This window comes from Microbulbifer maximicatervae (SeqCode) (assembly GCF_052467225.1).
On sequence record NZ_CP174303.1, the window covers coordinates 3,042,837 to 3,067,063 of the forward strand.

Below are 24,227 nucleotides of genomic sequence, written 5' to 3' on the forward strand. Positions count from 1 at the left end.
CGGCAAATGATATGTCGGGCTTTTAGGGTGAACGGAAAGCTAGAAAAAAATAATAAAAGAGAAATTTGAGCAATGAGAGAGATACCCTTAAATACAAATCGCCAGCTAGATCTATTGAGGACGTCTGTAAGTGTTCTAGTGTTGTGCAGTGTTGTTGGTATGGCAAATGCCCAGAGCACCAGTGAATCTGATACAGAGAGTCTGGTGCTAGAGGAAGTAGAGGTATTGGGTATTCGCCGGAGCATGGAGAAAAATCTCGATGTAAAGCGTTTTTCCAATGCGGTGGTAGACTCAATCACCGCTGAAGATATGGGTAAATTCCCCGATAAGAATGTTGCAGACTCTTTGCAGAGGGTTCCGGGAGTATCCATCGTTCGAAGCGGCGGCGAGGGTGCCGAGGTAAGTATCCGAGGAACTGCACCTGAGCTCACTTTTACCCAGCTAAATGGAAACTATATAGCCACTCCCGGCGATGATCCATCCCGATCATTTTCCTACGCATTGCTACCTTCAGCGATGATCTCCCGAGCGGATGTGTACAAAAGTCCAGAAGCAAAACTGGATGAAGGTGGGATAGGTGGTACTGTAATTTTACACACGCGCAAGCCACTGGACCTGGATTCCGGGGAGGGCATGTTATCCATTGAGAGTACTTATGCTGATGTTACTGAGGAGTACGAACCTCAGTACACCGGTTTTTACTCATGGAAAAATGATCAGGAAACCTTTGGCGTATTGTTTGGATACTCAAAGCAGGATCGTCAGAACCGGGTAATTAGCACCTCGGTAGAAAACTGGGGTTGGCAGGGAGATGAGTCCCCCCAGGCTGGCGTAGAGGCCAGGGGGCCGATGATAGATATCGACGGTAATGAATACCGGGATTTCTATGCGCCGCGAGCCGTTGTCGGTAGTGTATTGGAAGAGGAACGGACCCGGGATGGCATGCAGCTAAGTGCCCAATGGCGTCCGGTAGAACAGCTGGAATTTGGTGTCAATTATTTCCGCTTTGAGCTGGGCGGCAACTCAGAGAATTATCGTATCGTATTTCCTGAGTGGAACTACGGGGATGCAATAGCGCCGGGCAGTCTCAAGTTTGATGAAGATGGTGATACTCTTCTTGGCATTGGTATGCTCGATCGGGGCCAGGCAGAGTTACAGTCTCCACAGGTAGCTGGTGACTACACTCGAGCGGAATATGTTTCGGATACGCTGGATTTCAATATCAGTTACGAGGGAGATGGATATAGTGCTCGGTTGGTAGTCGGTAATACCAGTGCAGAGGGCGGCCCCTCTGAGAAATTGTTTGCATCAGTCAATTCCCGTTATGGCACTGCAACCGATTGGAGCTGGGATCTCAGCAGTGGTACTGCTGAAATTGATACCAGTGCAGATCTGGGAGATCCCAACACTTATCCTTTATATGACTGGTTCTCATCCCATTGGACCAGCAGCGAGGACGAGGAGAGTTACTACCAGCTGGACGTTTCCATCGATATGGATTATGCCTGGCTTACCTCCCTGGATGTTGGGGTTAAGTACCGGGACCATGAGATAAACCGCCGCATCACCAAACAATCCTGGGATGATGATAATCCTCCCTGTCCAACGATTAACTGGGGTGATGTTGATGGAGCTTGTTACCCCTGGTGGCCAAGTGATTCATTCCACACTGACCCCGATGGTGTGCCCGACACAATCGATATCCTTTCAAACGGCCCTCTCGATAATATTATCGGCGGTGTGAATGTGCCAAATTTCGCTTATCTGGAGTTTGATAAGTTAAAAGAGTTTCTATACGCAACCTATGGTGACCCTACGGTAATCGTCGAGAAAAATCAGGTTTACCGGGTTGGTGAGGAAATTACGGCTGCTTATGTACAGCAGAATTTTGCCTCGGCAGTCCTGCGCGGAAACTTTGGTATTCGAGCAGTCCAGACCAAGCAGTATGCGAGCACCTACGACAATATTGATGGGGTGTTACAGGACGAACCCAATATTCGTGACAGCAGCAATACTGATATTTTACCTAGTGCTAATATCGCTTGGGATATCTCCGATGAACTGGTTATGCGCGCAGCTCTCGCTAGAGTCGTAGCGAGAGTGGAATACGATAATCTCGGTGGTTCTGAAGTGATCCACGCTCCTTTGCCCGGCTCAACAGTCAGTCAAGGGTATGCAGGCAACTCTGAATTGGAGCCTTATAAAGCTGATCAGTTTGATTTGGGGCTGGAGTGGTATTTCGATGATGCCTCTGCTGCAGGACTGACCTTGTTCAGAAAAGATATTGCTTCGTTTGTAATCAACGGCAGTTCTATGGTGACAAGGGATATCGATGGTGTTACCCGGGCAGTGTCTATGTCTATGCCGGTCAATGGCACTGATGCTACCGCACAAGGTGTAGAACTGTTTGTTCAGTATGCCTTTGATAATGGCTTTGGAGTCTATGCAAACTATACCTTCACAGATACGGAGCTAGCTGAGATTGACTCTGAAGGTATCAAAACCAAAACAGAAATTGCCGGCACTTCAAAGGACCAGTACAACCTATCCCTTTACTATGAAAATATCGACTTTAGCATTCGCGCTTCTTACAATTATCGCAGTGACTATGCAGACGGATTCCACAATGGCATGAACACTTTCACTGATGAATACGATCAGTTGGATGTTAATGCATCTTATCGCTTGATGGATAACCTGACGTTGACCGCCTCCATAATCAATCTTACCGAAGAGAAGGTGGATAGATATTGGGGCGAGGAAAATAGGGTTTGGGGCTCCTCATATTCAGGCCGACGAGCTTATATGGGGCTGACTTATAGCTTCTAACTTGATTGCTACCCAGTCACGCGGACACAGGGACGTGTCCGCACCTTTCTGTAAATTTTCATACTTATTCTGCGCATAAGCATAGGGAGTATCGAGTATTTGAACAATGCGAATATAACAGTTCGTTCTAGCTTTATTGGCCAGTTTTCACTCGTACCTAGCTGAGTGAACAAACTTAAAGCGAGATTTTTTGGAATAGATTCTCGATCACTACGTGAAATTTCATATCTTTTCGCTTGTTAAAAACTATATAAAGCCATTTAGAAAAATAAATTATTTTGGATGTTTTCGCGGCAGCATGATTGGTGGCGCACTATAGGCTACTGACATATCTATCGAATAGCCCATCTCGAAAAGGGCTATCTATCTGAGAAAATATTTTTCTACGCCCCCATAAGCAAAATATATTTATATAGGGAACATTTTGTGATGAAGAGTTTGAGTACCTGTTGATGCTTGATAAAGGTAGCGCCGTGCTCTACTTTTTGGCTGTTGTGGAAACTGAATATGTGTGTTTCGTTATTAAGCGCCTGCCGCCTAGCCAAAAAAACTAGCCTTAATTAGCTTAATTTACTTATTTTTGCTAGTTGAGAAAACTGGTAATCAATAATCTCAGGGCTAAGCTAACGTGTGTGAGCGATTCTAGTGAGGGGTGAGAAGGTATTGGTGAAGCAAAGATATTTATGTCGGGGCATGCTACAAAGCAATAAGCCCCGTCTGTGTAGATAAAGAAAAGGTGTGTCAGTGCAGGGTGTGGACCAGTCGTGAACTTAAGCGCATGGTGGGGGAGAAGCGGATCATATCGATCAGAGAGTCGATATAGCGTTCACCGAGTTCGCCGATATCTTCAATTCTTGAGGATAAGAGCCAAGTTTCAATCACACCGAACAGGCCACCGTGTAACATCTGCATCGCGAGGTCTGTATCAAGATCTTCGGGCAGTTGGCGTTCGGATACTGCGAGGGCAATAAGTTGTGCCATTCGCTCAAGCCCGCGGGTGCGCCCTTGCTTCATACGCAAGTGGGCTTCATTGTTCTCGGTAACCTTTTCTTCACAGGGATGGAAGATAATCTCAAGTACCTGCTGCCACTCTGGGTTACAAGCAATTTCCTGAAACAGCCACACCCAGCGGGTTCGCAGTGTACCGAGGGGATTGGCGTTGAGTTGCTCGCCGGCGTTATGACAAAGTTGTTCGCCGGGTAGTACCATGCGTTCTGTCAGAGCGAGAAGCAAACCGGTTTTGCTGTGAAAGTGGTCGGTAACAGCACCGCAACTAACTCCAGCCAGCTTTGCAACCTCGGAAAGGGAAGGGCGACACACTCCATATTCATGAAACACATTGAGCGCGGCGTTTAATATACGCTCACGGGTGGTTAAAATTTGCTCATTTCTGCGTTTGGTCATAGGGAACAGCGGCTTCTTTAATCAATTATTAGTTTCACTCTGACTCATTTTTGCAGCGTTTAACCGCAAGTGTGCAAAGGGGTTCTATGCGCAAACCCTTGAATATACTGGGTGAAAGTGCATGTTAGATGAAAATTGCACGATTATGAACAGTTGATCCTGTTTCCTACGTACTCATAAAATGCCACGCTACTTTACTCAGATTTCCTTGTCACTTAAAAATTCCGCTAACTGCCAATATTTTGTCCGCGCAGTCACTTTTCGAGGTAACCATGTTAAAAGCCCGAGCTCTCACCAGCCTTTTGGTCGCTTCCGCATTGTTGGCGGGATGTAACGAGGAAGCTTCGGCTCCACCGGGAATGGCCCCCCAAGTGACTGTAGTCACACTTCAGCCGGAATCCGTCACTCTTACCAGGGAGCTGCCGGGAAGGACTTCACCCTTTAAAGTGGCCGAGGTTCGCCCGCAGGTTAATGGCATCATAAAACGCCAATTGTTCCGTGAAGGAGGCCAAGTTAGTGCAAATCAGCCGCTTTACCAGCTAGATGACGCTCTTTATCGTGCTGACGTCGATAGTGCCAGAGCAAGTTTGCAAGGCGCAAAGGCGGCTATGAACATTGCTCGCCTCAAAGCCGAGCGTACTGCGAACCTGGTAGGGAATGGTGCTGTTAGCACGCAGGAAAATGATGCTGCGGAAGCCGATCTTCAGGAGGCTCGAGCCGATGTAGCCGCAGCTCAGGCGGAGCTGCACAGGGCGGAAATCCAGTTGGAATATGCGCGGGTCACCTCTCCGATTACAGGCCGAATTGGCAAATCTACAGTTACTCAAGGCGCTCTGGTAACGGCCAATCAGGCCGGAACTTTGGCTACTGTGCAGCAACTAGATCCGATCTATGTTGAGGTTACTCAGTCGGCAGCTGAACTTGTTAGCCTCCGCCGAGCGCTTCAAGCGGGCACATTGGCCGACGCCACTCATCTACCTGTGACAATCCTATTAGAAGATGGCAGCAAATTTGAACACCAGGGCAAGCTGGAGTTTGCCGAAGCCAGTGTTGACCCCTCAACGGGCAGTGTGTTGTTGCGAGTAGTTGTTCCAAACCCGGATACCATGCTGTTGCCGGGTATGTATGTGCGCGCAATTGTCGGTAGTGGTGTCCGTGAAGACGCAATTCTGGTACCTCAACAGGGAATCGCGCGGGACCCAAAGGGCAACACCTCAGCCATGGTTGTTAATGAGGAAAATGTGGTTGCCCAGCGATCTGTGCGGGTTAGTCGTACGATTGGCAATCGCTGGCTAGTGGAAGATGGGCTCGAGGCCGGGGACCGGGTCGTAGTTGCCGGTCTGCAGAAAATTCGCCCGGGAGCCCCGGTACAGGCCAGCGAGCGCGAAAATGAGCAGCTGCCGGCGGCTGAAGGCGATCAACAGGCTGGCAAAGCGCCTGCACAGCAGGGGTCTTAAGGATAGGGGTTATGGCAAGTTTTTTTATCAATCGGCCCATCTTTGCCTGGGTGCTGGCAATTATCACGATACTGGCAGGTGTGTTGTCTATCGGCGAGCTGGCAGTTGAGCGCTATCCAAATATCGCGCCACCGTCGATCAATATTGAGGCAAATTATCCGGGCGCTTCCGCCAAGGTGGTTGAGGATTCGGTTACTCAAATCCTCGAACGCAACATGAAGGGCCTCGATGGTCTCCTTTACATGTCCGCCACCAGTCAATCCAACGGTGGTGTTTCAATTTCTTTAACTTTCGAGAATGGAACTGACCCGGATACAGCCCAGGTCCAGGTGCAAAACAAAGTGCAACTGGCGATGCCGCTGCTGCCACAGGAGGTCCAGGTACAAGGAGTAAATGTTAGTAAGTCTCGAGGTGGCTTCCTAATGGTTGCCGGCTTTGTGTCTGAAGACGGCAGTATGAACCGCAATGATATTGCTGACTATATCAATTCGGCCATTGTTGACCCGATCAGCCGGGTGCCAGGCGTGGGCAATGTGCAGGTATTTGGTTCCAAGTACGCGATGCGGATCTGGCTCGATCCCAATAAGCTCACCACCTATGAACTTACCCCTGGTGATGTTACCGACGCAGTGCGGGCCCAAAATGCACAAGTTACGGTCGGAAGCCTCGGTGCTGCCCCCTCTATTCCAGGGCAACAGCTAAATGCGGCAATTACTTCCCAGGAACGTTTGCAAACCCCTGAGGAGTTCCGGGATATTATCGTCAGAGCCAATGACGACGGCTCGCTCTTGCGCCTGGGAGATATTGCTCGAGTCGAGCTAGGTGCGGAGAATTATGAGTTTATTTCCCGTTACAATCGCCAGCCTGCAACCGGCATCGCTATTAACTTGGCGACTGGGGCCAATGCCCTGGAAACTGCTGATGGGATGAAAGCCAAGTTGAAGGAGCTGGAGGCTTACTTTCCCCGAGGCCTGACTTCGGTAGTACCATTCGATACGACACCGTTTGTTGAGGCATCTATTAAGGGTGTTATCTCTACCTTGATTGAAGCGATCGTCCTGGTGTTTCTGGTGATGTATCTGTTTCTTCAGAACTTCCGTGCCACGTTGATTCCGACGATTGCGGTACCAGTGGTGCTAATGGGTACTTTTGCCGTGCTCGCTTCGCTGGGATTCTCAGTCAATATGCTCACGATGTTTGCCATGGTGCTTGCAATTGGCCTGCTTGTGGATGATGCCATTGTGGTGGTGGAGAATGTCGAGCGGGTTATGCGGGAGGAAGGGCTCTCCCCTAAAGAAGCCACGAAGAAGTCGATGCACCAGATTACTGCGGCACTGATTGGCATTGGCGTAGTTTTGTCGGCAGTGTTTGTACCTATGGCATTTATGGATGGCGCCACCGGCGTGATCTACCGTCAGTTCTCCGCCACGATTGTTGCAGCTATGGCGTTGTCAGTGTTGGTGGCGATTATCCTGACACCGGCGCTTTGTGCGACCTTGCTGAAACCCCTATCCAAAGGGGAGGGGCATGGGGAGAAAGGCTTTTTTGGTTGGTTCAATCGCAACTTTGATCGAGGTAGCAAGCGCTATCAAGGTGGAGTGCAAGGTATTTTGAAGCGCAGCGGTCGCTTTATGCTGTTGTTTGTTGCGCTTTCCGCAGTCATGGCCTTCCTATTCCTGCGATTGCCCAGTTCGTTCCTGCCGGATGAGGATCAGGGTGTGCTGTTCTCCATGGTGCAGGCGCCGGTGGGGGCAACCCAGGAGCGCACTATGAACTCTATCCGAAAAGTAGAGGACCAGTTCCTGAACAATGAGCAGGGTATCGTGAAATCAGTATTCTCGGTACAGGGGTTCAGCTTTGCCGGTAGCGGGCAAAATACCGGTATTGCTTTTGTAAATTTGGAAGATTGGTCCCAGCGTGAGGAAGAGTCTCAGAGCGCTGGGTCTGTCGCCATGCGCGCGATGGGTGCCTTAATGCAAATTAAAGATGCGATGGCTTTCGCTTTCGCACCTCCGCCGCTCCCCGAGTTGGGTTCTTCTGGTGGTTTCAACTTCTATCTTCAGGATAATGGCAGTTTGGGCCATGAGGCTTTAACTGCAGCCAGGAACCAGTTTCTGGGAATGGCCGGGCAGAGTGAACTTTTGGCTAATGTTCGCCCCAATGGCCAAGAGGATACCCCGCAATTTCGTGTAAAAATTGATAATGCAAAAGCAGCTGCGCTTGGCTTGTCTATCGACGATATTAACAGCGCTTTGAGTACAGCATGGGGCGGTTCATATATTGATGACTTTATCGATCGCGGGCGGGTAAAACGCGTGTATATGCAGGCTGATGCTCCCTTTAGGATGGTCCCGGAAGACTTCCAATTGTGGTCAGTGCGCAACGATAAAGGCGATATGGTACCGCTATCATCCTTTGCCAGTTTTGGCTGGGAATACGGTTCCCCCCGCTTGGAGCGCTATAACGGCGTTCCCTCAATGCAGGTTAATGGGCAGGCTGCAGCCGGAGTCAGCTCTGGTGAAGCAATGGAAGAGGTTGAGCGCCTAGTGGCGCAGCTACCCGCTGGTTTTGGTATGGAGTGGAGTGGTCTCTCATATCAAGAGCGCTCTGCTGGAGCACAAACCCCATTGCTGTATACCTTGTCCCTTTTGATCGTGTTCTTGTGTTTGGCTGCTCTCTATGAAAGCTGGACAGTACCGACGGCAGTACTATTGATGGCTCCGCTGGGAATCCTGGGTGCGGTACTTGCAAATAGCCTAAGGGGTATGGAACGCGACATTTACTTCCAAGTCGCGATGCTGACAACAGTGGGGTTAACCAGTAAAAATGCCATCCTGATTGTGGAGTTTGCTAAACAGAACCTGGAAGGCGGTATGGAGTTGGTAGATGCCACGATGCGAGCTGTACGGGACAGGTTGCGCCCGATCTTAATGACATCTCTCGCTTTTGGTTTGGGGGTGTTGCCCTTAGCCATAGCAACTGGAGCTGGCTCAGGTGCCCAAAGGGCAATCGGTACCGGTGTGTTCGGAGGCATGATTGTTGGAACTCTACTGGGAATCTTCTTTATCCCACTGTTCTTTGTTGTGGTGCAGCGGTTGTTTGGCAGAAGGGTACATAAGCAGAAAGTGGAGATTGCTAAACAAGGTGTCTCGTCGGAAAAGAACGAGAGAGCAGAAGCAGCTGAAGTGCTTTAACAGAGCTTCAACTATAGAGTTAATAAAGCCAGGCCAGGTTAAAAAAGGGCCTGGCTTTTTGCTTTATAGCCCCCCGTTGACCACAAAATCCCTGAATAGGCTGCTGCTGCGAGTCTCAAGATACAAAGTGAACCTCTTTAGTTCCAGCACCGCCAACATGTCATCGTTTTAAATTATTCGTTGAAGTAATGAAACGTTAGCAATGATTTAAATCAAGAAGCCGAATAGTGTTTGGAGTCAAAATGCTCCGTACATGATTGAGCCTCACTTCTAAGCAAGATGGAGCGCAGAATAGAAGCTTGATTTAGATGTTCATAGACTATTATTTCTATGGGGCATGCGAGGAAGCATCGACATTACATAAAAGTTATTAATAGCTAATTTAAAGAGAGGAGTCAGGATGGATTTAAAAGTTAAAGAAGGCCAAGTGTGGAAGTATGATAATCGAGAAGGCGAGGAGAATTCCCGGGCTATCATATTAAAAATTGAAGAGTCTAAAGACGACTCAATGGTAGTGCATGTTCAGATTTCAGGTATAAAAATTAATAACCCTAATAGTGGAGAGGTCATTGAGGAAATTACTCATATGCCATTTTCAATTGAGGCGCTAGGGGCAAGCATATCTGAACTAATGGGGGAGTGTGAGATACCTGATTATGAGGAAGGCTATAATTCATGGAAACGTGAATATACTAATGGCAATGCCGGCGTATTCACTATTTCTATTGGTGAGTCAGTGAAGTATATGGATGATGCGGTGAATAGCTAATTTTTACTACATTTCAAAAACAAATATCCTTTTATGTGATAACCGTCTCAAACTTATAGCCCTTAAATAGAGTTGCAGGGGCTCAACGCATTGAATTATATCGAGAAGGCAACTCTATTCGTTTAGTAAAAGCTCACTATTTCTGATAGTTCAGTTGGCAAAATGCAGTGCCTTGGTGGATTGCTTATACTTATCTATCAACCATATATTGTGGAATCAAGTTGCAGCTAAACAGGATTGGGGTCTCTGTAAGAAATACTTAACCTGAATAGAGCTGACTTGCCAAGGCCGTCAATATGCTTTGAGTTCCCTGAGGATGAAGTGGTACACCGGTACCCTATAAATATTCGTTTTGGAAAGACATTTCTTGATACAATCGTCTCGTATTCGTGGTGAAATGGAATTGCTTATTTCAAATGGCCTTAGATTTGGAGTGAGTGAGGTAGTAGCGGGAGAATGTCGATGTTTATTGCTGACTCTGACAAAGAGTGGGAAAAGTTTGGCAAAGAAGATGCTTATTACGGTGTTCTAACCGAAGAAAAGTTTAGGAAGGAAAACTTAACAGATAGCGCAAAGCAAGATTTCTTTAAAACGGGACAAAGCCATGTTCACAATATACTGACAAAAGTGAAACAACATGTAGATGATGGCTTTGTCGTCAAGAGGGCGCTTGATTTTGGCTGTGGAGTTGGAAGAGTAGCGATCCCTTTAGCGTATATTACTGAAGATGTTACAGGTGTTGACATATCTGATTCGATGCTTATGGAGGCTAAAAAAAATAGTCATGAGCAAGGCTTAAAGAATATTGAATTTGTGAAAGCTGATGAGAAGCTCTCTCTAGTTCAAGGGAAATTCAACTTCATCCACTCCTTTATAGTGTTTCAACATATCCCTGTTAAAAAAGGGCAAAGACTATTTAGTCTTCTGCTTGATAAGTTAGAATCGGGCGGGGTTTGCGTTGCCCATTTTTCATATGCCAAAACTTCAAAACTAAAAAGGTTGACTTCATTTTTGAGTAGTACTGTGCCTTTTTCAGGGAATATCCTTAACCTTCTTAAAGGCGAGCCTTTTATGGCTCCAAGAATGCAGATGAATAACTATGATTTAAATAAGTTGCTTTCCCAAATTCAAAGGGAGGCTATGTCACATTGCTATTTGGATTTTACAGATCATGGCGGTGCGCTTGGGGTAACATTCTATTTTAAGAAGCTCTAAATAAGATTTGATATATGTAAGATAGGTTAAGCAATAATCTGCCGGTTTTTTTAAATAGAGGGGGAGGATTAGTTTCCCCCTACAGGTACTCAAATAAGAGCTTGTTTATCTCCGTATCTCACACAAGTTCAGTAATACGCTTCTTCGCAGCTGCCAACGCCTTTTCTTTTGCTTCATCTCCCATTGCCAAGCCTTCAGCATAGACAAACTCCACATCAGTAATACCAATAAACCCCAAGAACTGTCGAAGGTAATTACTTTGGGGATGATCATCACCATAAACACCACCCCGTGAAATAAAAATGACGGCTTTTTTGTTCCTTAATAAGCCCTCAGGGCCGTTTTCGGTATATCGGAATGTTACCCCGGCACGTGCAATAAAGTCGAAGTAGGTGTGCAAATTAGACGGGACGTTGAAGTTATACATCGGGATACCTAGCACCAGCAGATCTGCCGATGATATCTCCTCTATCAACTTGTCCGAAAGTTCTGCAATTTCACTTTGCTTGTTTGAACGGCTATCAGCTGGCGTATTGTGGGCTTGAAAGTGCTCCAGGCTCAGATGAGGTACAGGCTCGGATACCAAGTCACGATGGATGATTTCATCTTGCGGGTTCTTATCCTTCCAGCCCGCTATGAAATTGTCCGTAAGTTGAGATGACTGGCCGTTCTCTTGAAAGAGGCTGGACTTGATGTTGAGTACCTTTGCCATGACTGCTTCCTCGTAACTAACTTTGTATGACGCTATTGAAACATTCATTAAGTTGATTAAAAATTAGAATTATTTGCTTATTTCTATCTAAATATTCGATCATGAGCCAACAATTGACACAATTATCAAACCCAAAGATCACTCTTGAGCAGTGGCGTTGCTTGATAGCGGTAGTTGAAGGGGGAGGGTATGCAAAGGCTGCCGAGCTTCTGCACAAGAGTCAGTCGTCGGTAAGCTATTCGGTGCAGAAGTTGGAATCACTACTGGCTGTAGCGGTTTTCACTATTAGTGGGCGCAAGGCGATTCTGACTCCCGCAGGTGAGATGCTCTACCGTCACGCAAAGCAATTACTGGAGGATGCTTCTGCATTGGAGCAGGCCGCCAGCCGAGCCTCGGCTGGATGGGAGTCCCAGATTGCGATTTCCGTGGAGGTGCTATTCCCAATTTGGTTGTTGTTGGACTGCCTAGCGCTTTTTGGCGAAGAGAGCCCTCAGACTCGTATTGAAGTGCATGAGATGGTGATTAGTGGAACTTTAGAAGCCTTGAATCAGGGGAGAGTTGATTTTGCAATCAGCCCCAGAATACCGCTGGGCTACAACGGTGAATTACTGCCATCTCCTGCACGTCTAATCCCGGTAGCCCATCCCAAGCACCCACTGCATGAGCTGGACCGCCCGCTAACTATGAATGACCTACGCAATCATCGTCACCTGGTGGTTCGGGATACGAACCCCCAGAGTGGTAGTAAAACGCTCACGGTTGAAGTGGCTAAGCGGTGGACTCTAAGTAGTATGTCTTCTTTGATTGGCGCCGCTTGCAAAGGCTACGGTTTTTCATGGCTGCCAGAAGACAAAATTCTGAATGAGCTCGCTGAAGGAAGCTTAAAGCCCTTACCCCTTCAGGGGGGGAGCAAAAGGGAGGTTCCTATGTACCTGATCTTTCCTAACCGGGACGATATTGGTCCCGGTGCACGGAGATTGGCGGCTATTATCAAGAGCCGTTTGCAGGATCTGCCCCCCCCGGAGGCTTCTTAGCCAGGCCATGAACTAGTTAGCAGGGACAATTTGAACTTAATTCGCATACTCATTATTCAACAAGCCAATTTCGTGAGCGGTCTCGACGATTGGCTGGTACATTGAGTTGTCGGCTTTGATAAACCCTTTGCGGGGAAATGCGGCAAGTAGTTTAGGGTCCCGCATATTCAAAATCGCTTGCTGGACCTTGTCTAAGAAGCCGTTGCCCCAGGTTTCATCGACATCCCCACGAATTGTCCAGTTGTAATCTGGATATCCTGGGGTTTTCCAGATCACTTGCACTTTACTTTCATCCACTTTGCCGGCTTTCTTTTCATTTTCCCACACCTTGTGATTTAGGGCGCCAACCTGATACTTCCCAGATTGCACAAGATCCAGGGTATTGGAGTGGTCACCTCCAAAGCCCACACGGCTGAACACCTCGGCAGGGGGCTTACCAAACGCTTTTCGAATAAAGTATTCCGGCATTAGACGTCCAGAAGTGGAGTGCTCTGAGCCAAAAGTAAATGTCATACCTTCAATACCACGGGGGAAGTCTTTTGAGGGAGTGAGTTCTGTACTTTTATTCGCAATAAAATAGGAGGTGAAATTTTGATCTCCTTCTCCCTGGGCAATGGCCTTGGCGCCAGGCTCCGCAATACGGGCTTGTACTCCAGTAAATCCGCCGAACCAAGCCAATTGAACTTTGTTATTTTTAAAGGCTTCAACCGTATCGCTATAGGATTTGACCGGTAAGTATTTAACTTCAACCCCAAGCGCGTCGGACAAATACTTTGCAACTTTGCCAAAGCGTTTTTGTAAGCGCTCCGGGTCCTGGTCTGGAATGGCAGTGAAAACAAAAGGTTTTGGGTTTTCTTGAGATGATACGAAGGGTACGCCGCACAATATAACGAGGCTTAGAATAAGCACGGTTAAACGCTTTAACATTCTTTTGGTCCTCTGCGGATCTGTAGTTCAAAATTTGTAGGATAAAACTAAAAATGTAACTATTGGCGTTATATATAAGACTTACCCACGTTTAGTAGACACCCTGTATAGTTAGGTTTAGGCCTAACACGGAGGTGTATTATGGGTAAGAAAAGAACTCAGGCGTATACGGAGGAGTTCCGCAGAGAAGCAGTTAAGAGAGCGGAAAAGCCTGGAGCAACAACGGCTTCTGTGGCGCGAGAGCTAGGCGTCAGCGCACAGCAGATCTACAACTGGCGTCGTCAATTTAATCGACTGTCTGATAAGCAGTTCAATAGTTTAGACGGTGTCGACTATTCCAAACAGGAAAGCGCTGAAGTTCGCAAACTCAAGAAGGAGCTGCATGAAGCTCGTCAGGAGGTTGAGTTTCTAAAAAAGGCAGCTGCGTACTTTGCGAACCACCAAGAGTAAAGTACGCATTGATACAAGAGCATGTAGGGTCATTCCCGGTTAGCTTGATGTGTCGGTGTTTAGAAGTCTCAAGATCGGGTTATTATCGATGGCGGGGGCGACTGCCATCTGCTCGCACGATTAGAGAGATACGAACAATCGAGAAAATCCGAGAGACGTTTGTTGAGTTTAAAGGTCGTTATGGCGCGCCTAGAATTGCTTGCGAGCTTCAAGAGTTAGGTGAGCCATGCTCGCGGAACTACGTCGCTAAGCTTATGCAGCAGGAACATATTAAAGCGAGAAACGGCAAAGGCTTTCGATATAGTCAGCCCGTAGAGGGGAGCATTAACGTCTCCGCCAACTTACTTAAGCGTTGCTTTGATGTGGATCGACCAAATTGCCGCTGGACCAGTGACATTACGTATATCTGGGTTCTGGATAGGTGGCTATACCTCGCGGTAGTTATGGATCTGTACTCTCGACGTATTGTAGGTTGGGCATTCGACTCGCAGATGACCGATGAATTGACACGTCGAGCATTGAAAATGGCCCTAGAGCGACGACCAATAAAGCCTGGACTGCTAGTTCACTCTGACAGGGGTGTGCAATATCGATCGCAGAAATACCAGGATCTCTTGTCCGAAAGCAAGTGCAAACCGAGTATGAGTCGCCAGGCTAACTGTTGGGATAATGCGGCAATGGAATCATTCTTTAGCAGGCTAAAAGTCGAGCTGGTCTATGCCGGAACATTCGAAAGCGAAGAGCAAGCAAAATCTGAGGTGTTTGAATACATTGAGATTTTCTACAATAGGGTTCGTAGGCACTCTGCATTGGGCTATGTAAGTCCAGCAGAGTATGAACGAAAATACGCATAGTTAGAGTGTCTACTTTTTGTGGGCAAGACCAATATAGATCAGAAAGCCTGACTAAATTATATTTTCTTTCTTTGGGTTAACAAAAGCGAGATGGCTTTCCAACTTTTGTACGCTATATCTGATTTGTTAATGTAGTTGGCAGGTATTTACTTGTTAAATACTCTTCAGATCTTGATTGTTACAGGGATTCCTTCTTTGTTGAATAGATTTTGTACGAAATATACTTATTCTTTGAACTGCAAATAGTAGATATACGCATTCATTAAGCTGGCCTAGCTCATGTGGGGTATCAGCTAGAAAGGGCTTTCAATGCTCATTCTTAGTGTATTTAGGAGTGCGCCATAAACTTGCGACTTCCTGAGAGATAAGTCCCGCCTCAGCATGAATTGCTCCATAAGCCAGGGGAGTCACGAATTTGTTTAGCGGTTCCTCAGACGCTAGGGAGCCCCATTGGTGTAAAATAGGCAGTTTAAGCCAGTAATTGCGGAGCCGACACAGGAAATGAGTGAATATGACGATCAGTTTAATCTACGTAAGCGGCACCCATTTGGTAGACTCCATCTGTTAATTAATGAGCTACAAAGCTATCTTGCCACGCAATCCCTAAGAAGCTCACTGGATATCAGCTATGGAGATAGTTCCGGTGAGAAATTAGATATATTTCCTGCTAAATCTCCTAATGCACCGGTTTTTGTGTTCATCCACGGTGGGTATTTCCGGGCGCTAGATAAAAAGCAATACCGGTACATTGCCAAGCCCTTTGTAGAGGCCGGGTGTACAGTTGCTTTGGTCAACTATGATTTGGCGCCCGCCGTCAGTGTTAAAGAAATTATTGAGCAAAATATAAAGGCATTCTTATGGATATATAAGAATATTGATCGCTGGAATGGCAAACCCAGTAATATAGTGATCTGTGGTCACTCTGTTGGGGCCTTTCTTGTTGCTAAAATTTTAGAATTTGAGTGGACACCTGAAGTCCGTAGCTCAATTAGCGGCGCTATTATGTTAAGCGGGCTCTATGACTTAACAAAGATGAGGCAATCTTATCTCAATGAATCTCTGCGTTTATCAGAAGATGACGTTACTAATTTGAGCCCCATTTTTGGCGATATTAGATGTTTCACCAAAGCGATTGTTGCAGTAGGTGATGATGAGACTGCGGAATTTATTGATCAGTCAAAAAGATACTGTGGGAAGCTACAGCAAACGAAAAGCCCGTGCGAATATATACTTTTGAAAAATAAAAACCACTATACCGTATCGCGTATGTTAAGTAGTAGAAATAATGATCTAATGAATAGGATACTAGATATTTGCGGTGTGAATTGAGAGAGGGGGGATGCGATTTAGCGATCAATTTATATGGTTTTGAATATAAGTTGGGATTACCAGCTTAAAATCAGGGAGCCTCTTAAGTCCTGTAGGATATTACTGAATTATGCCGAGACTCCCTAACTATCAATTAGCTTTACTTTCTCCAGTAAGAGATTGTAGGTAGGAGCAGCAATAGCCAGCGAGGATGCCTAGAGCGGTCACTATTGTCAGCCCAATCACTCCAGATAGAACGTTGGCTGGATGGGCTGCAAAGAAAGTGATTAACCCTAAAAGCCAGGCAATGATATTACCTACAAGTGGCAGTCCTCTTAGTGATACCACCACAAATGCAACGGAAAACACTATAACTGCGAAGGCAATATTGCCCATTATTGATAGCAATAGGGCATTAATTATAGCTGCTGTCATCCCCATCAATATTCCCAGAGCAACACAAATCCCACTGGAGATTGCGCTGAAGGCAGTGCCTGGCTGCGAAAAGAAAGCAACCCAGCCAACAAACATAGCCCAGGGTGGTAGTTCTAACATAGAGCAAGTGAATGCTGCTGCACCGGCAATAGTTGCAGCGATAAGGGTGTCCCTGATGTATTTAGCCGACGGTACTTGGGCTTGATCGACCATTGGTTTTTAGTCCTCTTTCCAGCTGGTATAACGATCAGTTGGAGATTGTTAAGTTGAAGCGGGCATTGGCTGTGAAGCTAGATAATTCCACCGTTGGCTCGTATAACTTGGCCGTTGATCCAGCCACCTTGCTCACTGACTAAAAAGGCAACGGTATTCGCAATATCTTCAGGCCTTCCCAATCGCTCAAGTGGCGACATTTTGGCAAGAGTTCCCACCATTTCATCAGTCTTTCCGGATAGGAAGAGCTCGGTAGCCGTAGGTCCTGGGGCGACGGCATTCACAGTGATATCTCTCCCCCGCATTTCCTTGGCGACTACCTGGGTCAGAGCTTCAACAGCTGCCTTGGTCGCCGCATATACGCTGTAATTCGGCATACACAAGTCGACGACACTCGAGGATAAGTTGATGATTCGGCCACCTTCTTGAAGCCTTGCGGTGGCTTCACGCATGACATTGAAGGTGCCCTTAAGGTTTACAGCTACCTGACGATCGAAATCATCTTCTTCACATTCTGCCAGAGGGGCTAGCTTCATAATGCCCGCATTATTGATGACACTATTGATTCCGCCAAAAGTGACTTCTGCCGAGTTGAATAGGCGCGAAACCGCCTGTTGATCACTGATATCGGCTTGGGCAGTAACCGCCTTGCCACCCTCGGTTTCAATGCGGTTTACCAACTTTTCGGCAGCTGAAATATTACTTTCAAAGTTCACCAGAATGGTAAAGCCATCCTTTGCTAGGCGAGAGGCGATCGCCGCGCCTATGCCACGGGAAGCTCCTGTTACCAGTGCCACTTTCTCCATAATGATCTCCGTAGTGATTACTGGAGCCGCCCTTGCAGCTCCCTGATTTGGCTGTATTTCCATACTATTCGTGTTATTCATGTAGATAATCCGGCTAAAATGGAATCTATTGTTCCAAATAAAGAAACAATAGGGCGATATGGATAAGCTGGATGCGATGCGCTTGTACGTGCGGATTGTGGAGCGGGGCAGTTTTACAGCCGCTTCTACTGATCTTGGGATTCCGAGGTCGACATCGACTCAGGTCATCAACCGGCTGGAGAAGCGGCTGGGAGTCAGGTTGTTGCAGCGATCGACTCGCAAGGTCAGGGCAACACTGGATGGGGAACTGTATTATCAGCGCTGTATTTCAATACTTGCGGACGTAGAGGAAGCAGAAGGGGCATTTACAGGTTTATTGCCAGGCGGTGAGGTGCGGGTAGATGTACAAGGGACTATTGCCCGTCATTTTGTTATGCCGCAACTCCCCCAATTTTTTGCCCAGTTTCCTGACATTTCTTTGGTAATGAGTGAGGGGGATCGATGGGTGGACTTAGTCCAAGAAGGGGTCGACTGTGCTATTCGCTATGGACACTTGGCAGATAGTGAGCTGATTGCCAGGCGTTTAACCATGCTGGAACGGCTTACATGCGCATCGCCGCAATACCTGGAACACTACGGCCACCCAAGCTCTTTGGAACAACTGAATGGTCACCGTGTTGTAGCGCTTCGCTCTATAACGACTGGGAAGTCTACGCCGCTCTCTTTTTGTCTTGGCGATAGGGTAGAGACGTTGCAAGTTCCGGCGCAATTGACGGTAACTGGGACAGAGAGTTACTTAGATGGCGTTAAGCGGGGGCTCGGATTAGCTCAGTTTCCAAAGTTTCATGTAGAAAAAGAGTTGGATGCAGGAAATTTAGTTGAAATATTGCCCAATTTTCGCCCGCCCAGCGAGCCGGTATCGGTTGTGTTCACCCAGAATCGCTTTTTATCTCCCAGGGTTAGAGCATTTATTGAGTGGCTAAGTAAAATATTTTCAGTTTCCATTTAAAGGATTGTGATTAAGCTTTCATTTGAATTTAATTTTCCAAAAAGTTATCTGCTCTTCAGATAGTAACTTGTCAAAAATTTGCGAAATTAAATTATCGGTAGGCGTAAGAATATTTTTTTAGTTAAGAATCATATAGAGTAGCCGCGCACTGTGGATTTCAATAAGTATTTCTATTCAGTCTTTTAAAGGCTGCATTAATAGATTTATTTTTATCTTTAGTGCGGATCTTTCTAAATTGATTTTCCGAGAAGCAGATACAGGGAGTATGTCTGTGAAAAGTTTTAAAATTCTTGCGCCTTTCGTGTTGCTATTTTCTACATTTGGCGCTCATTCAGAAGAAAATGTGCATGTTGTTTTTGAAGCTTCCATGAGTAAAAGTAGATCAAATATAATCTCACATAAAACTAAAAAAAGTTTAAATAATAAGATTTTTAGCTTGAAGCCCGGTAGTACCCTTGAGGTTCCCAGTGAGTTCGGCAAGCAACGGTTTACCTTGCAAAATATTCGCTCAACAAAAAATAGGGCTTCACTATCTGCATTTTCTGAGGATGGAAAAGGGTTTATCACCTTAGCCGAGAACAACGGTAGAATTGTTGGCTCAATACAATCTGAAGGTAGGCTCTACAAAGTGAGACCTGCCGGAAACGGTGCGGTTACAATCGCTGAGGTTCCAGACAATTCACTTGTCGACCATGATAGTAACTACTTTGAAGAAATGGATTTTACTTCCAAGGTTGGTGCGCTAAACACAACCTCAGGAATTGCGACTACTGACTCTGGTGGAAAAATAACCGTTATAGTTGCTTATACCGATGCCTTTGAGGCAGACGCCGGTGATGTACTCGCCTACATGGACTTATTGGAAGAGGAAACCAATGTTTCATTTGCCAATAGTGAAGTCAATACCTCGGTAGAGATTGTTCACGCTTATAGAACCAGTTATGCAGAAAGCGGTAGCTTCTATGTGGACCGCGAGTACTTTTCGAATGACGCATATCCAGAAACTAAAGAACTATACGAACTTAGAGACTTGTATAGTGCAGATGTAATGATTGTTTTAACCGGCAATGATTTGTACAGCGGATCATGTGGACTGGCTAAGACGATCTACGCGTCGGAATCAACAGCCTTTGCTTTCGCAAGGGAAGGGTGCGCAACGGGGTACTTCAGCTTTGCCCATGAAATTGGCCACCTGCTGGGAGCCCGACATATTATCTACAGTGATTCGAATATGGAGCCGTTTGAATATGGCCACGGATACTGCAATACCACCCCTTCAACTTGGAGGAGTGTGATGGCCTACAATTGCCCGTCGGATCGAGGCGGCCCCAGAATTCAGCAGTGGTCCAACCCGGATATCACAATAGATGGAGACCCTACAGGCACCTCTAACCTTGAAGATAATGCCCGGGTTATCCGTGAGCGCGCCTGGGAAGTTGCCAACTTCCGGGTTGATGGGGAAAGTTAACGGCAAATTCATACAATAGCCGCTAGTTATGCAGAACTGCTAGCGGCTTCAATCGCCGATACCCTTTAATACGACTGCGTTAAGCTTTAGACTCCATTTCCTTGGTCTTCTTGAACCAAAAATTATAGAAGTCTTCAGTCACCAGCTGTTCGATATTGGTGGCTTCCTCTCGGGGGCAAAATACGGTTACCGTGGTTACATCGTGGCCGAGTTCATTCGTTGTGATACAGACTTTTGCATCAGGCCCTGACAGCTCAACGCCCATGCGATTCTCGATCAGGTTGCAGTAGCGTTCGGCAACTTCACGGAAGGACTCGCAGTGTTCTTTAAGTCGCTCAGAGATAAACTTCTTGGCTTCAAATGGATTCATTCCTTTGCTTTCCCGGGTAATCGAAAAGGTGTGCTCGATATACCGGCGCATAAAGTTCAGGTTCTTTACCGGTTGGGTAAAGAAGGCATTGTTTGGGATGTACAGAGTTGTTCCTGTATAGCCATTGCCCAAACCGTGCGGATCGATTTCTAAAAGGGTGGTGCTTAGCCAGTCACTATCGGTGACTTCACCAAATTGATTGCCGACTTTAATCCAGTCTCCCACAGTAAACGAGCGCATGTTTGCCTGGTACAAGCCACCAACGAGGCACTGCACACCCTCTCTTAGTGCCAATACAATTGCCACAGAGAAAGCGGCAATGGATAGGGCAAAGTCCCGGAGTTCGCTTACCCAAATTGCTATCAGGCCAACTACCAATAACAAGTTGCCAAGGTTATGTACGGTATTGATACGGCGACGCTTATCTGCTTTTTGCCAACTACTTCGTGCTATTACTAGCGTGAGCAGGCCACGTAATAACATCACTACTGAGATCAGGCATATGGTGATAAATAATTTGCTATCCAGGATATGCGCTAAGAACTCTGGTTTCATTCGGGACAGGGACCTCACAGGAATTACAGGACCACCAATTCATATAGCAACGCCTAGCCCCTTTATGGAGAAAGGAGTGCTATGCCGGGCAGGTGGGTGTTAATGGGAGCAAAGAAGGCGGGAATTTATCCCTGGTGCTACATCTTGTAAATAGGATTTTGTAAATACGGATAGACTTGGCCAAACAGCAACAACTTTAGGCTGCTTAGCTCTATAAAGTTAAAAATGCAGGATGTTTCTATCGATAATCAGGGTTAGGAAAGTCGGGCTTACAGCCGGCATCCCAAGCAGAGCGTTGGTTGCCGTGGGCGGGAATGCCCCCAGCATCTTTTATCATTCGCGCCATATGCATCAGGTTCCAGGTCATAAAGGTGGTGTTGCGATTGGTAAAGTCGTTTTGTGGACCACCGGAACCGGGGTCAAGATACGAGGGGCCGGGGCCAGCTTCTCCCACCCACGCCGCATCTGCCTGGGGAGGGATAACATAGCCAAGGTGTTGCAGAGAGTAGAGAATATTCATGGCGCAGTGCTTTGCGCCATCTTCGTTGCCGGTGATAAGGCAACCTCCCACCCGGCCGTAGTATGCGTACTGGCCTTTAGAGTTCAGGTCAGCTGAGTTCGCATAGAGCCTTTCTATAGTTTGGGTACAGATAGAGGATTTCTCTCCCAACCAGATCGGCGTGGTTATAACCAGGATATCTGCGTCTTCAACCCGGCGATAGAGCAGTGGCCACTCATCAGTGTCCCAGCCATGCTCCGTCATATCCGGGTAAACACCAAAAGCGATGTCGTGATCAACAGGGCGTAAAACCTCAACTGAGACTTTGTTGCGCTCCATGATTTCCCTGGATATGCGAATTAGACCGTCTGTATGGGAGAGTTCAGGCGTAGGCTTTAGAGTGCAGTTGAGGAATAGCGCCTTGAGGTCGGAGAAGTCCGACGCGCTAGACTTGCAGTCTTCAATTTGCTTCTGATTTAACGTCGTCATTTTGGGCCTCCTTGCCACCACTTAGATAATAGCCTGAGTTCTAATCCCGTGATTTCAAAGAGGGGCGGGTTGAACTCCATCAAAATATATCTGCGACACATTGTTAGTCTGCACAACTTGTGGGTATCAGACTTCGACTTATTCATCCAGGATCCGCTGGGGATCATTACTATTGGCGTGATTCGGCTTGCCCCGGGATTATCTAACCGTAAAGCTGCGCCTATATTTGACTGACTACCACCTTGGAAGTCACCATGAAAATAATCAATCAGCTATTACTCCTGTTGCCCTCAGTGCTTCTGACTCTTGTTGCTACTCACGCCAATGCCCAATCGGAAGCTAAAGATTCCTTGGAAGGAGTCTGGTGTGCAATTGAAGGTGAGTCGTTTATTTTCTATGAGCACAGCCCGGACGCCTTTACTTTAGAGAAGGGGCAAATTTGCCGGACCTTTAAGGTTCTCAAGCAAACAGGTGTAGGCGGTGGTGGCCGTTATCTTGAGGTAACGAAGAAACCGAATGTTAAACATCAGCTAACTGCGGTTGAAGAGACGGTGAATGAGGCCACTATTGCCAAGGATATCGGTATCTTTGCCTACATGAAGAGTGGCAATAGAATCCAAGTGGTAGCTGTTGATGTGTCCGATGAGAGCGTTACAAATTTGACCCTCGATGGTAGTGGCACTATGCGAGGTTTTATCGAGGAGGTTACTGCTGATAGCACCGCTAAGAAGGGTCATGAAGCTCATGTTGGGGTGTTGTTCTTTCGGAGGACTTCCTCATCAATACCCGAGACCTTTGATCAGGACTGGGAATCAATCTTCAATGAGACCCATATCAAGCAGTAGAAGTACTGATATTAAAATTTGAGCAGGTGTGTTTGTTATCAAATCTCAGGATACTTTATATGGTTAATCAATGCTTCTAAACACGATTTCAAAATGAAGCTGTGTACGCACCCTTGTTGTAAGATATCTTAGGTCATGTTGGCTATTTGCAGGCTGAGGCATTGCTCTAGCCAAGCTGAATATTTCCGCACATATACTGCCCGCCTGAAAGGCGGGACTTGCCAATAGGTCAATAACAGCTTCTTAAGATAGTAGTTCCGACATCTTCTTCATCAAGATAGCTGAGGCGTTGTCGGTAAACTGTTGTCCCTCCTCAATATACTCCCAGACAGTGGCATCACTCTTCCAGCCACCTTGCTTCCTGATCAGCTCAAAGCCAACTTTTTCTCGCGCAGCGGAAGTAGACAGGCCTCGGCGAAAGCTGTGGCTACTGAGTTCAGCAACAAAGTCAAAACCGCAGGCTTCCCCGAGATTTTTCAGTAGATCGTTGATAGCTGTGGGGTTTAACTGTCGACTTTGCACCGTATCCCAGCGATTGACTGACCGAAATACTGGCCCAGTTCTAATGCCACTTACGTCCAGCCAGGACTTAAGTGCTCGTGCGGGGCAGATTTCAGGGGGGCCGTAGGGAAGGGCGCGCATCATTCCCTGGCCGCTTTGATCCGTCTTTGATCTTGGTAGGCGAATGATCAAGCCTTCCTCCTCCCATATCAGGTCTTCAACCTGGATCGCCACTAACTCACTGCGCCGGAAGGCACCGAAGAAACCTACCAGCACCAATGCCAAGTCACGGGCCTTCTTCTTGGAATCAGGCTGAGAGCGTAACTGTCGGGTGAGGGTGGCAATGTGTTCGAGGCTCAGCGCCTTGGCTTTTTGCTTGGGCTTTCCGTGGGTGCGGCGAATACCGCGCATGGTTTTCTGTACTAGCGGCTCAGCGACTGGGTTGGCAATGCCTTGATAAAGGTGCCACTGGCCTATAGCGGTTAAGTGCAAATCCAGGGTGCGTGGGTTCAATTGCTCGGCCCGACTCAATAAATAGCTAACCAGTGAATGGCTATCGGTGGGGAGTCGGCCTCCCCATTTCTCGAACTGGCGAATGGCAGACCGATAGGCTTTGCGAGTGCTGTCTGAAGTCGCTGCTCGCAGGTACTTCTGAATGTCACCCTCAGTCAGAAGTGCTCCAGCCCCGCTAGATGTACTACCGAGCGGGGATTGAGCTTGGATTTTGGTTGAAGCCATAGGCTGTTTTCTCATGAATTCTGCGTCACCCGGAAACCACTATTTGTACTGAGGGTACGTTAAATGGGGGCTTCCTTACTTTTATAACCCTCGATAAGAATCATTATCGAAGGTTAGTTAGGTTA

20 protein-coding genes are annotated in these 24,227 nt (G+C 47.0%); 12 read left to right on the forward strand and 8 right to left on the reverse strand.

Annotated features, from left to right (window positions below):
* Window positions 1-159 precede the first annotated feature (159 nt).
* Window positions 160-2,829, forward strand: coding sequence for a TonB-dependent receptor (locus ACJJIZ_RS13415; RefSeq protein ID WP_444913727.1), 2,670 nt, complete (start codon window positions 160-162; stop codon window positions 2,827-2,829).
* A 741-nt stretch (window positions 2,830-3,570) separates the two neighbouring features.
* Here ACJJIZ_RS13415 and ACJJIZ_RS13420 read toward each other — a convergent pair.
* The gene (locus tag ACJJIZ_RS13420) at window positions 3,571-4,233 is read right to left on the reverse strand and encodes a TetR family transcriptional regulator (RefSeq protein ID WP_413665740.1); all 663 of its coding nucleotides are present in this window, start codon (window positions 4,231-4,233) and stop codon (window positions 3,571-3,573) included.
* A 272-nt stretch (window positions 4,234-4,505) separates the two neighbouring features.
* On the opposite strand from ACJJIZ_RS13420, the gene ACJJIZ_RS13425 reads away from it, so the two are divergent.
* The 4 genes from ACJJIZ_RS13425 to ACJJIZ_RS13440 all read left to right on the forward strand — a co-directional run bounded on the left by ACJJIZ_RS13425 (window position 4,506) and on the right by ACJJIZ_RS13440 (window position 10,868).
* Window positions 4,506-5,690 (forward strand): efflux RND transporter periplasmic adaptor subunit, encoded by a 1,185-nt coding sequence (locus ACJJIZ_RS13425; protein ID WP_444913728.1) that lies wholly within the window; start codon window positions 4,506-4,508, stop codon window positions 5,688-5,690.
* A gap of 11 nt (window positions 5,691-5,701) precedes the next feature.
* The gene (locus ACJJIZ_RS13430; RefSeq protein ID WP_444913729.1) at window positions 5,702-8,884 is read left to right on the forward strand and encodes an efflux RND transporter permease subunit; all 3,183 of its coding nucleotides are present in this window, start codon (window positions 5,702-5,704) and stop codon (window positions 8,882-8,884) included.
* A 400-nt stretch (window positions 8,885-9,284) separates the two neighbouring features.
* Window positions 9,285-9,653, forward strand: coding sequence for a hypothetical protein (locus ACJJIZ_RS13435; RefSeq protein WP_444913730.1), 369 nt, complete (start codon window positions 9,285-9,287; stop codon window positions 9,651-9,653).
* A gap of 462 nt (window positions 9,654-10,115) precedes the next feature.
* Window positions 10,116-10,868 carry a class I SAM-dependent methyltransferase gene (locus ACJJIZ_RS13440; RefSeq protein ID WP_444913731.1) on the forward strand — a complete coding sequence of 251 codons (753 nt, stop codon included), beginning with the start codon at window positions 10,116-10,118 and terminating at the stop codon, window positions 10,866-10,868.
* Between the two features lie 118 nt (window positions 10,869-10,986).
* Here the strand turns inward: ACJJIZ_RS13440 and ACJJIZ_RS13445 are convergent, their stop codons facing one another.
* Complete coding sequence (locus tag ACJJIZ_RS13445; RefSeq protein ID WP_444913732.1) at window positions 10,987-11,580, reverse strand: FMN-dependent NADH-azoreductase; 594 nt, start codon at window positions 11,578-11,580, stop codon at window positions 10,987-10,989.
* Window positions 11,581-11,693: 113 nt separating this feature from the next.
* Here ACJJIZ_RS13445 and ACJJIZ_RS13450 point away from each other — a divergent pair, with 113 nt between their 5' ends.
* Window positions 11,694-12,614, forward strand: a complete 921-nt coding sequence (locus ACJJIZ_RS13450; protein ID WP_444913733.1) for a LysR family transcriptional regulator — start codon at window positions 11,694-11,696, stop codon at window positions 12,612-12,614.
* A gap of 36 nt (window positions 12,615-12,650) precedes the next feature.
* On the opposite strand, the gene ACJJIZ_RS13455 is transcribed toward ACJJIZ_RS13450, so the two are convergent.
* Entirely contained in the window at window positions 12,651-13,541 is an 891-nt protein-coding gene (locus tag ACJJIZ_RS13455; RefSeq protein WP_444913734.1) for a putative selenate ABC transporter substrate-binding protein, read from the reverse strand.
* Between the two features lie 141 nt (window positions 13,542-13,682).
* Here ACJJIZ_RS13455 and ACJJIZ_RS13460 point away from each other — a divergent pair, with 141 nt between their 5' ends.
* The 3 genes from ACJJIZ_RS13460 to ACJJIZ_RS13470 all read left to right on the forward strand — a co-directional run bounded on the left by ACJJIZ_RS13460 (window position 13,683) and on the right by ACJJIZ_RS13470 (window position 16,174).
* Window positions 13,683-13,991, forward strand: a complete 309-nt coding sequence (locus ACJJIZ_RS13460) for a transposase (protein ID WP_444895975.1) — start codon at window positions 13,683-13,685, stop codon at window positions 13,989-13,991.
* A gap of 8 nt (window positions 13,992-13,999) precedes the next feature.
* Window positions 14,000-14,845, forward strand: coding sequence for an IS3 family transposase (locus ACJJIZ_RS13465; RefSeq protein ID WP_282933833.1), 846 nt, complete (start codon window positions 14,000-14,002; stop codon window positions 14,843-14,845).
* Between the two features lie 501 nt (window positions 14,846-15,346).
* Window positions 15,347-16,174, forward strand: coding sequence for an alpha/beta hydrolase (locus ACJJIZ_RS13470; RefSeq protein ID WP_444913735.1), 828 nt, complete (start codon window positions 15,347-15,349; stop codon window positions 16,172-16,174).
* Between the two features lie 129 nt (window positions 16,175-16,303).
* On the opposite strand, the gene ACJJIZ_RS13475 is transcribed toward ACJJIZ_RS13470, so the two are convergent.
* Together ACJJIZ_RS13475 and ACJJIZ_RS13480 are read right to left on the reverse strand one after the other, a co-directional pair.
* Window positions 16,304-16,801, reverse strand: a complete 498-nt coding sequence (locus tag ACJJIZ_RS13475; RefSeq protein ID WP_444913736.1) for a DUF1097 domain-containing protein — start codon at window positions 16,799-16,801, stop codon at window positions 16,304-16,306.
* A 77-nt stretch (window positions 16,802-16,878) separates the two neighbouring features.
* Window positions 16,879-17,688 (reverse strand): SDR family oxidoreductase, encoded by an 810-nt coding sequence (locus ACJJIZ_RS13480; RefSeq protein WP_444913737.1) that lies wholly within the window; start codon window positions 17,686-17,688, stop codon window positions 16,879-16,881.
* Between the two features lie 58 nt (window positions 17,689-17,746).
* Here ACJJIZ_RS13480 and ACJJIZ_RS13485 point away from each other — a divergent pair, with 58 nt between their 5' ends.
* Both ACJJIZ_RS13485 and ACJJIZ_RS13490 read left to right on the forward strand, forming a co-directional pair.
* On the forward strand, window positions 17,747-18,637 hold the full coding sequence (locus ACJJIZ_RS13485; protein ID WP_444913738.1) for a LysR family transcriptional regulator: 891 nt from the start codon (window positions 17,747-17,749) through the stop codon (window positions 18,635-18,637).
* A 436-nt stretch (window positions 18,638-19,073) separates the two neighbouring features.
* Complete coding sequence (locus ACJJIZ_RS13490; RefSeq protein ID WP_444913739.1) at window positions 19,074-20,105, forward strand: M12 family metallo-peptidase; 1,032 nt, start codon at window positions 19,074-19,076, stop codon at window positions 20,103-20,105.
* Window positions 20,106-20,184: 79 nt separating this feature from the next.
* On the opposite strand, the gene ACJJIZ_RS13495 is transcribed toward ACJJIZ_RS13490, so the two are convergent.
* Together ACJJIZ_RS13495 and ACJJIZ_RS13500 are read right to left on the reverse strand one after the other, a co-directional pair.
* Entirely contained in the window at window positions 20,185-21,030 is an 846-nt protein-coding gene (locus ACJJIZ_RS13495) for a mechanosensitive ion channel family protein (protein WP_444913740.1), read from the reverse strand.
* A 238-nt stretch (window positions 21,031-21,268) separates the two neighbouring features.
* The gene (locus ACJJIZ_RS13500; RefSeq protein ID WP_444913741.1) at window positions 21,269-22,018 is read right to left on the reverse strand and encodes a flavodoxin family protein; all 750 of its coding nucleotides are present in this window, start codon (window positions 22,016-22,018) and stop codon (window positions 21,269-21,271) included.
* A 254-nt stretch (window positions 22,019-22,272) separates the two neighbouring features.
* Between ACJJIZ_RS13500 and ACJJIZ_RS13505 the strand changes: the two genes are divergently transcribed.
* Window positions 22,273-22,863, forward strand: coding sequence for a hypothetical protein (locus ACJJIZ_RS13505; RefSeq protein WP_444913742.1), 591 nt, complete (start codon window positions 22,273-22,275; stop codon window positions 22,861-22,863).
* Window positions 22,864-23,106: 243 nt separating this feature from the next.
* Here the strand turns inward: ACJJIZ_RS13505 and ACJJIZ_RS13510 are convergent, their stop codons facing one another.
* Window positions 23,107-24,102, reverse strand: a complete 996-nt coding sequence (locus ACJJIZ_RS13510) for a tyrosine-type recombinase/integrase (protein ID WP_444913743.1) — start codon at window positions 24,100-24,102, stop codon at window positions 23,107-23,109.
* Window positions 24,103-24,227 lie beyond the last annotated feature (125 nt).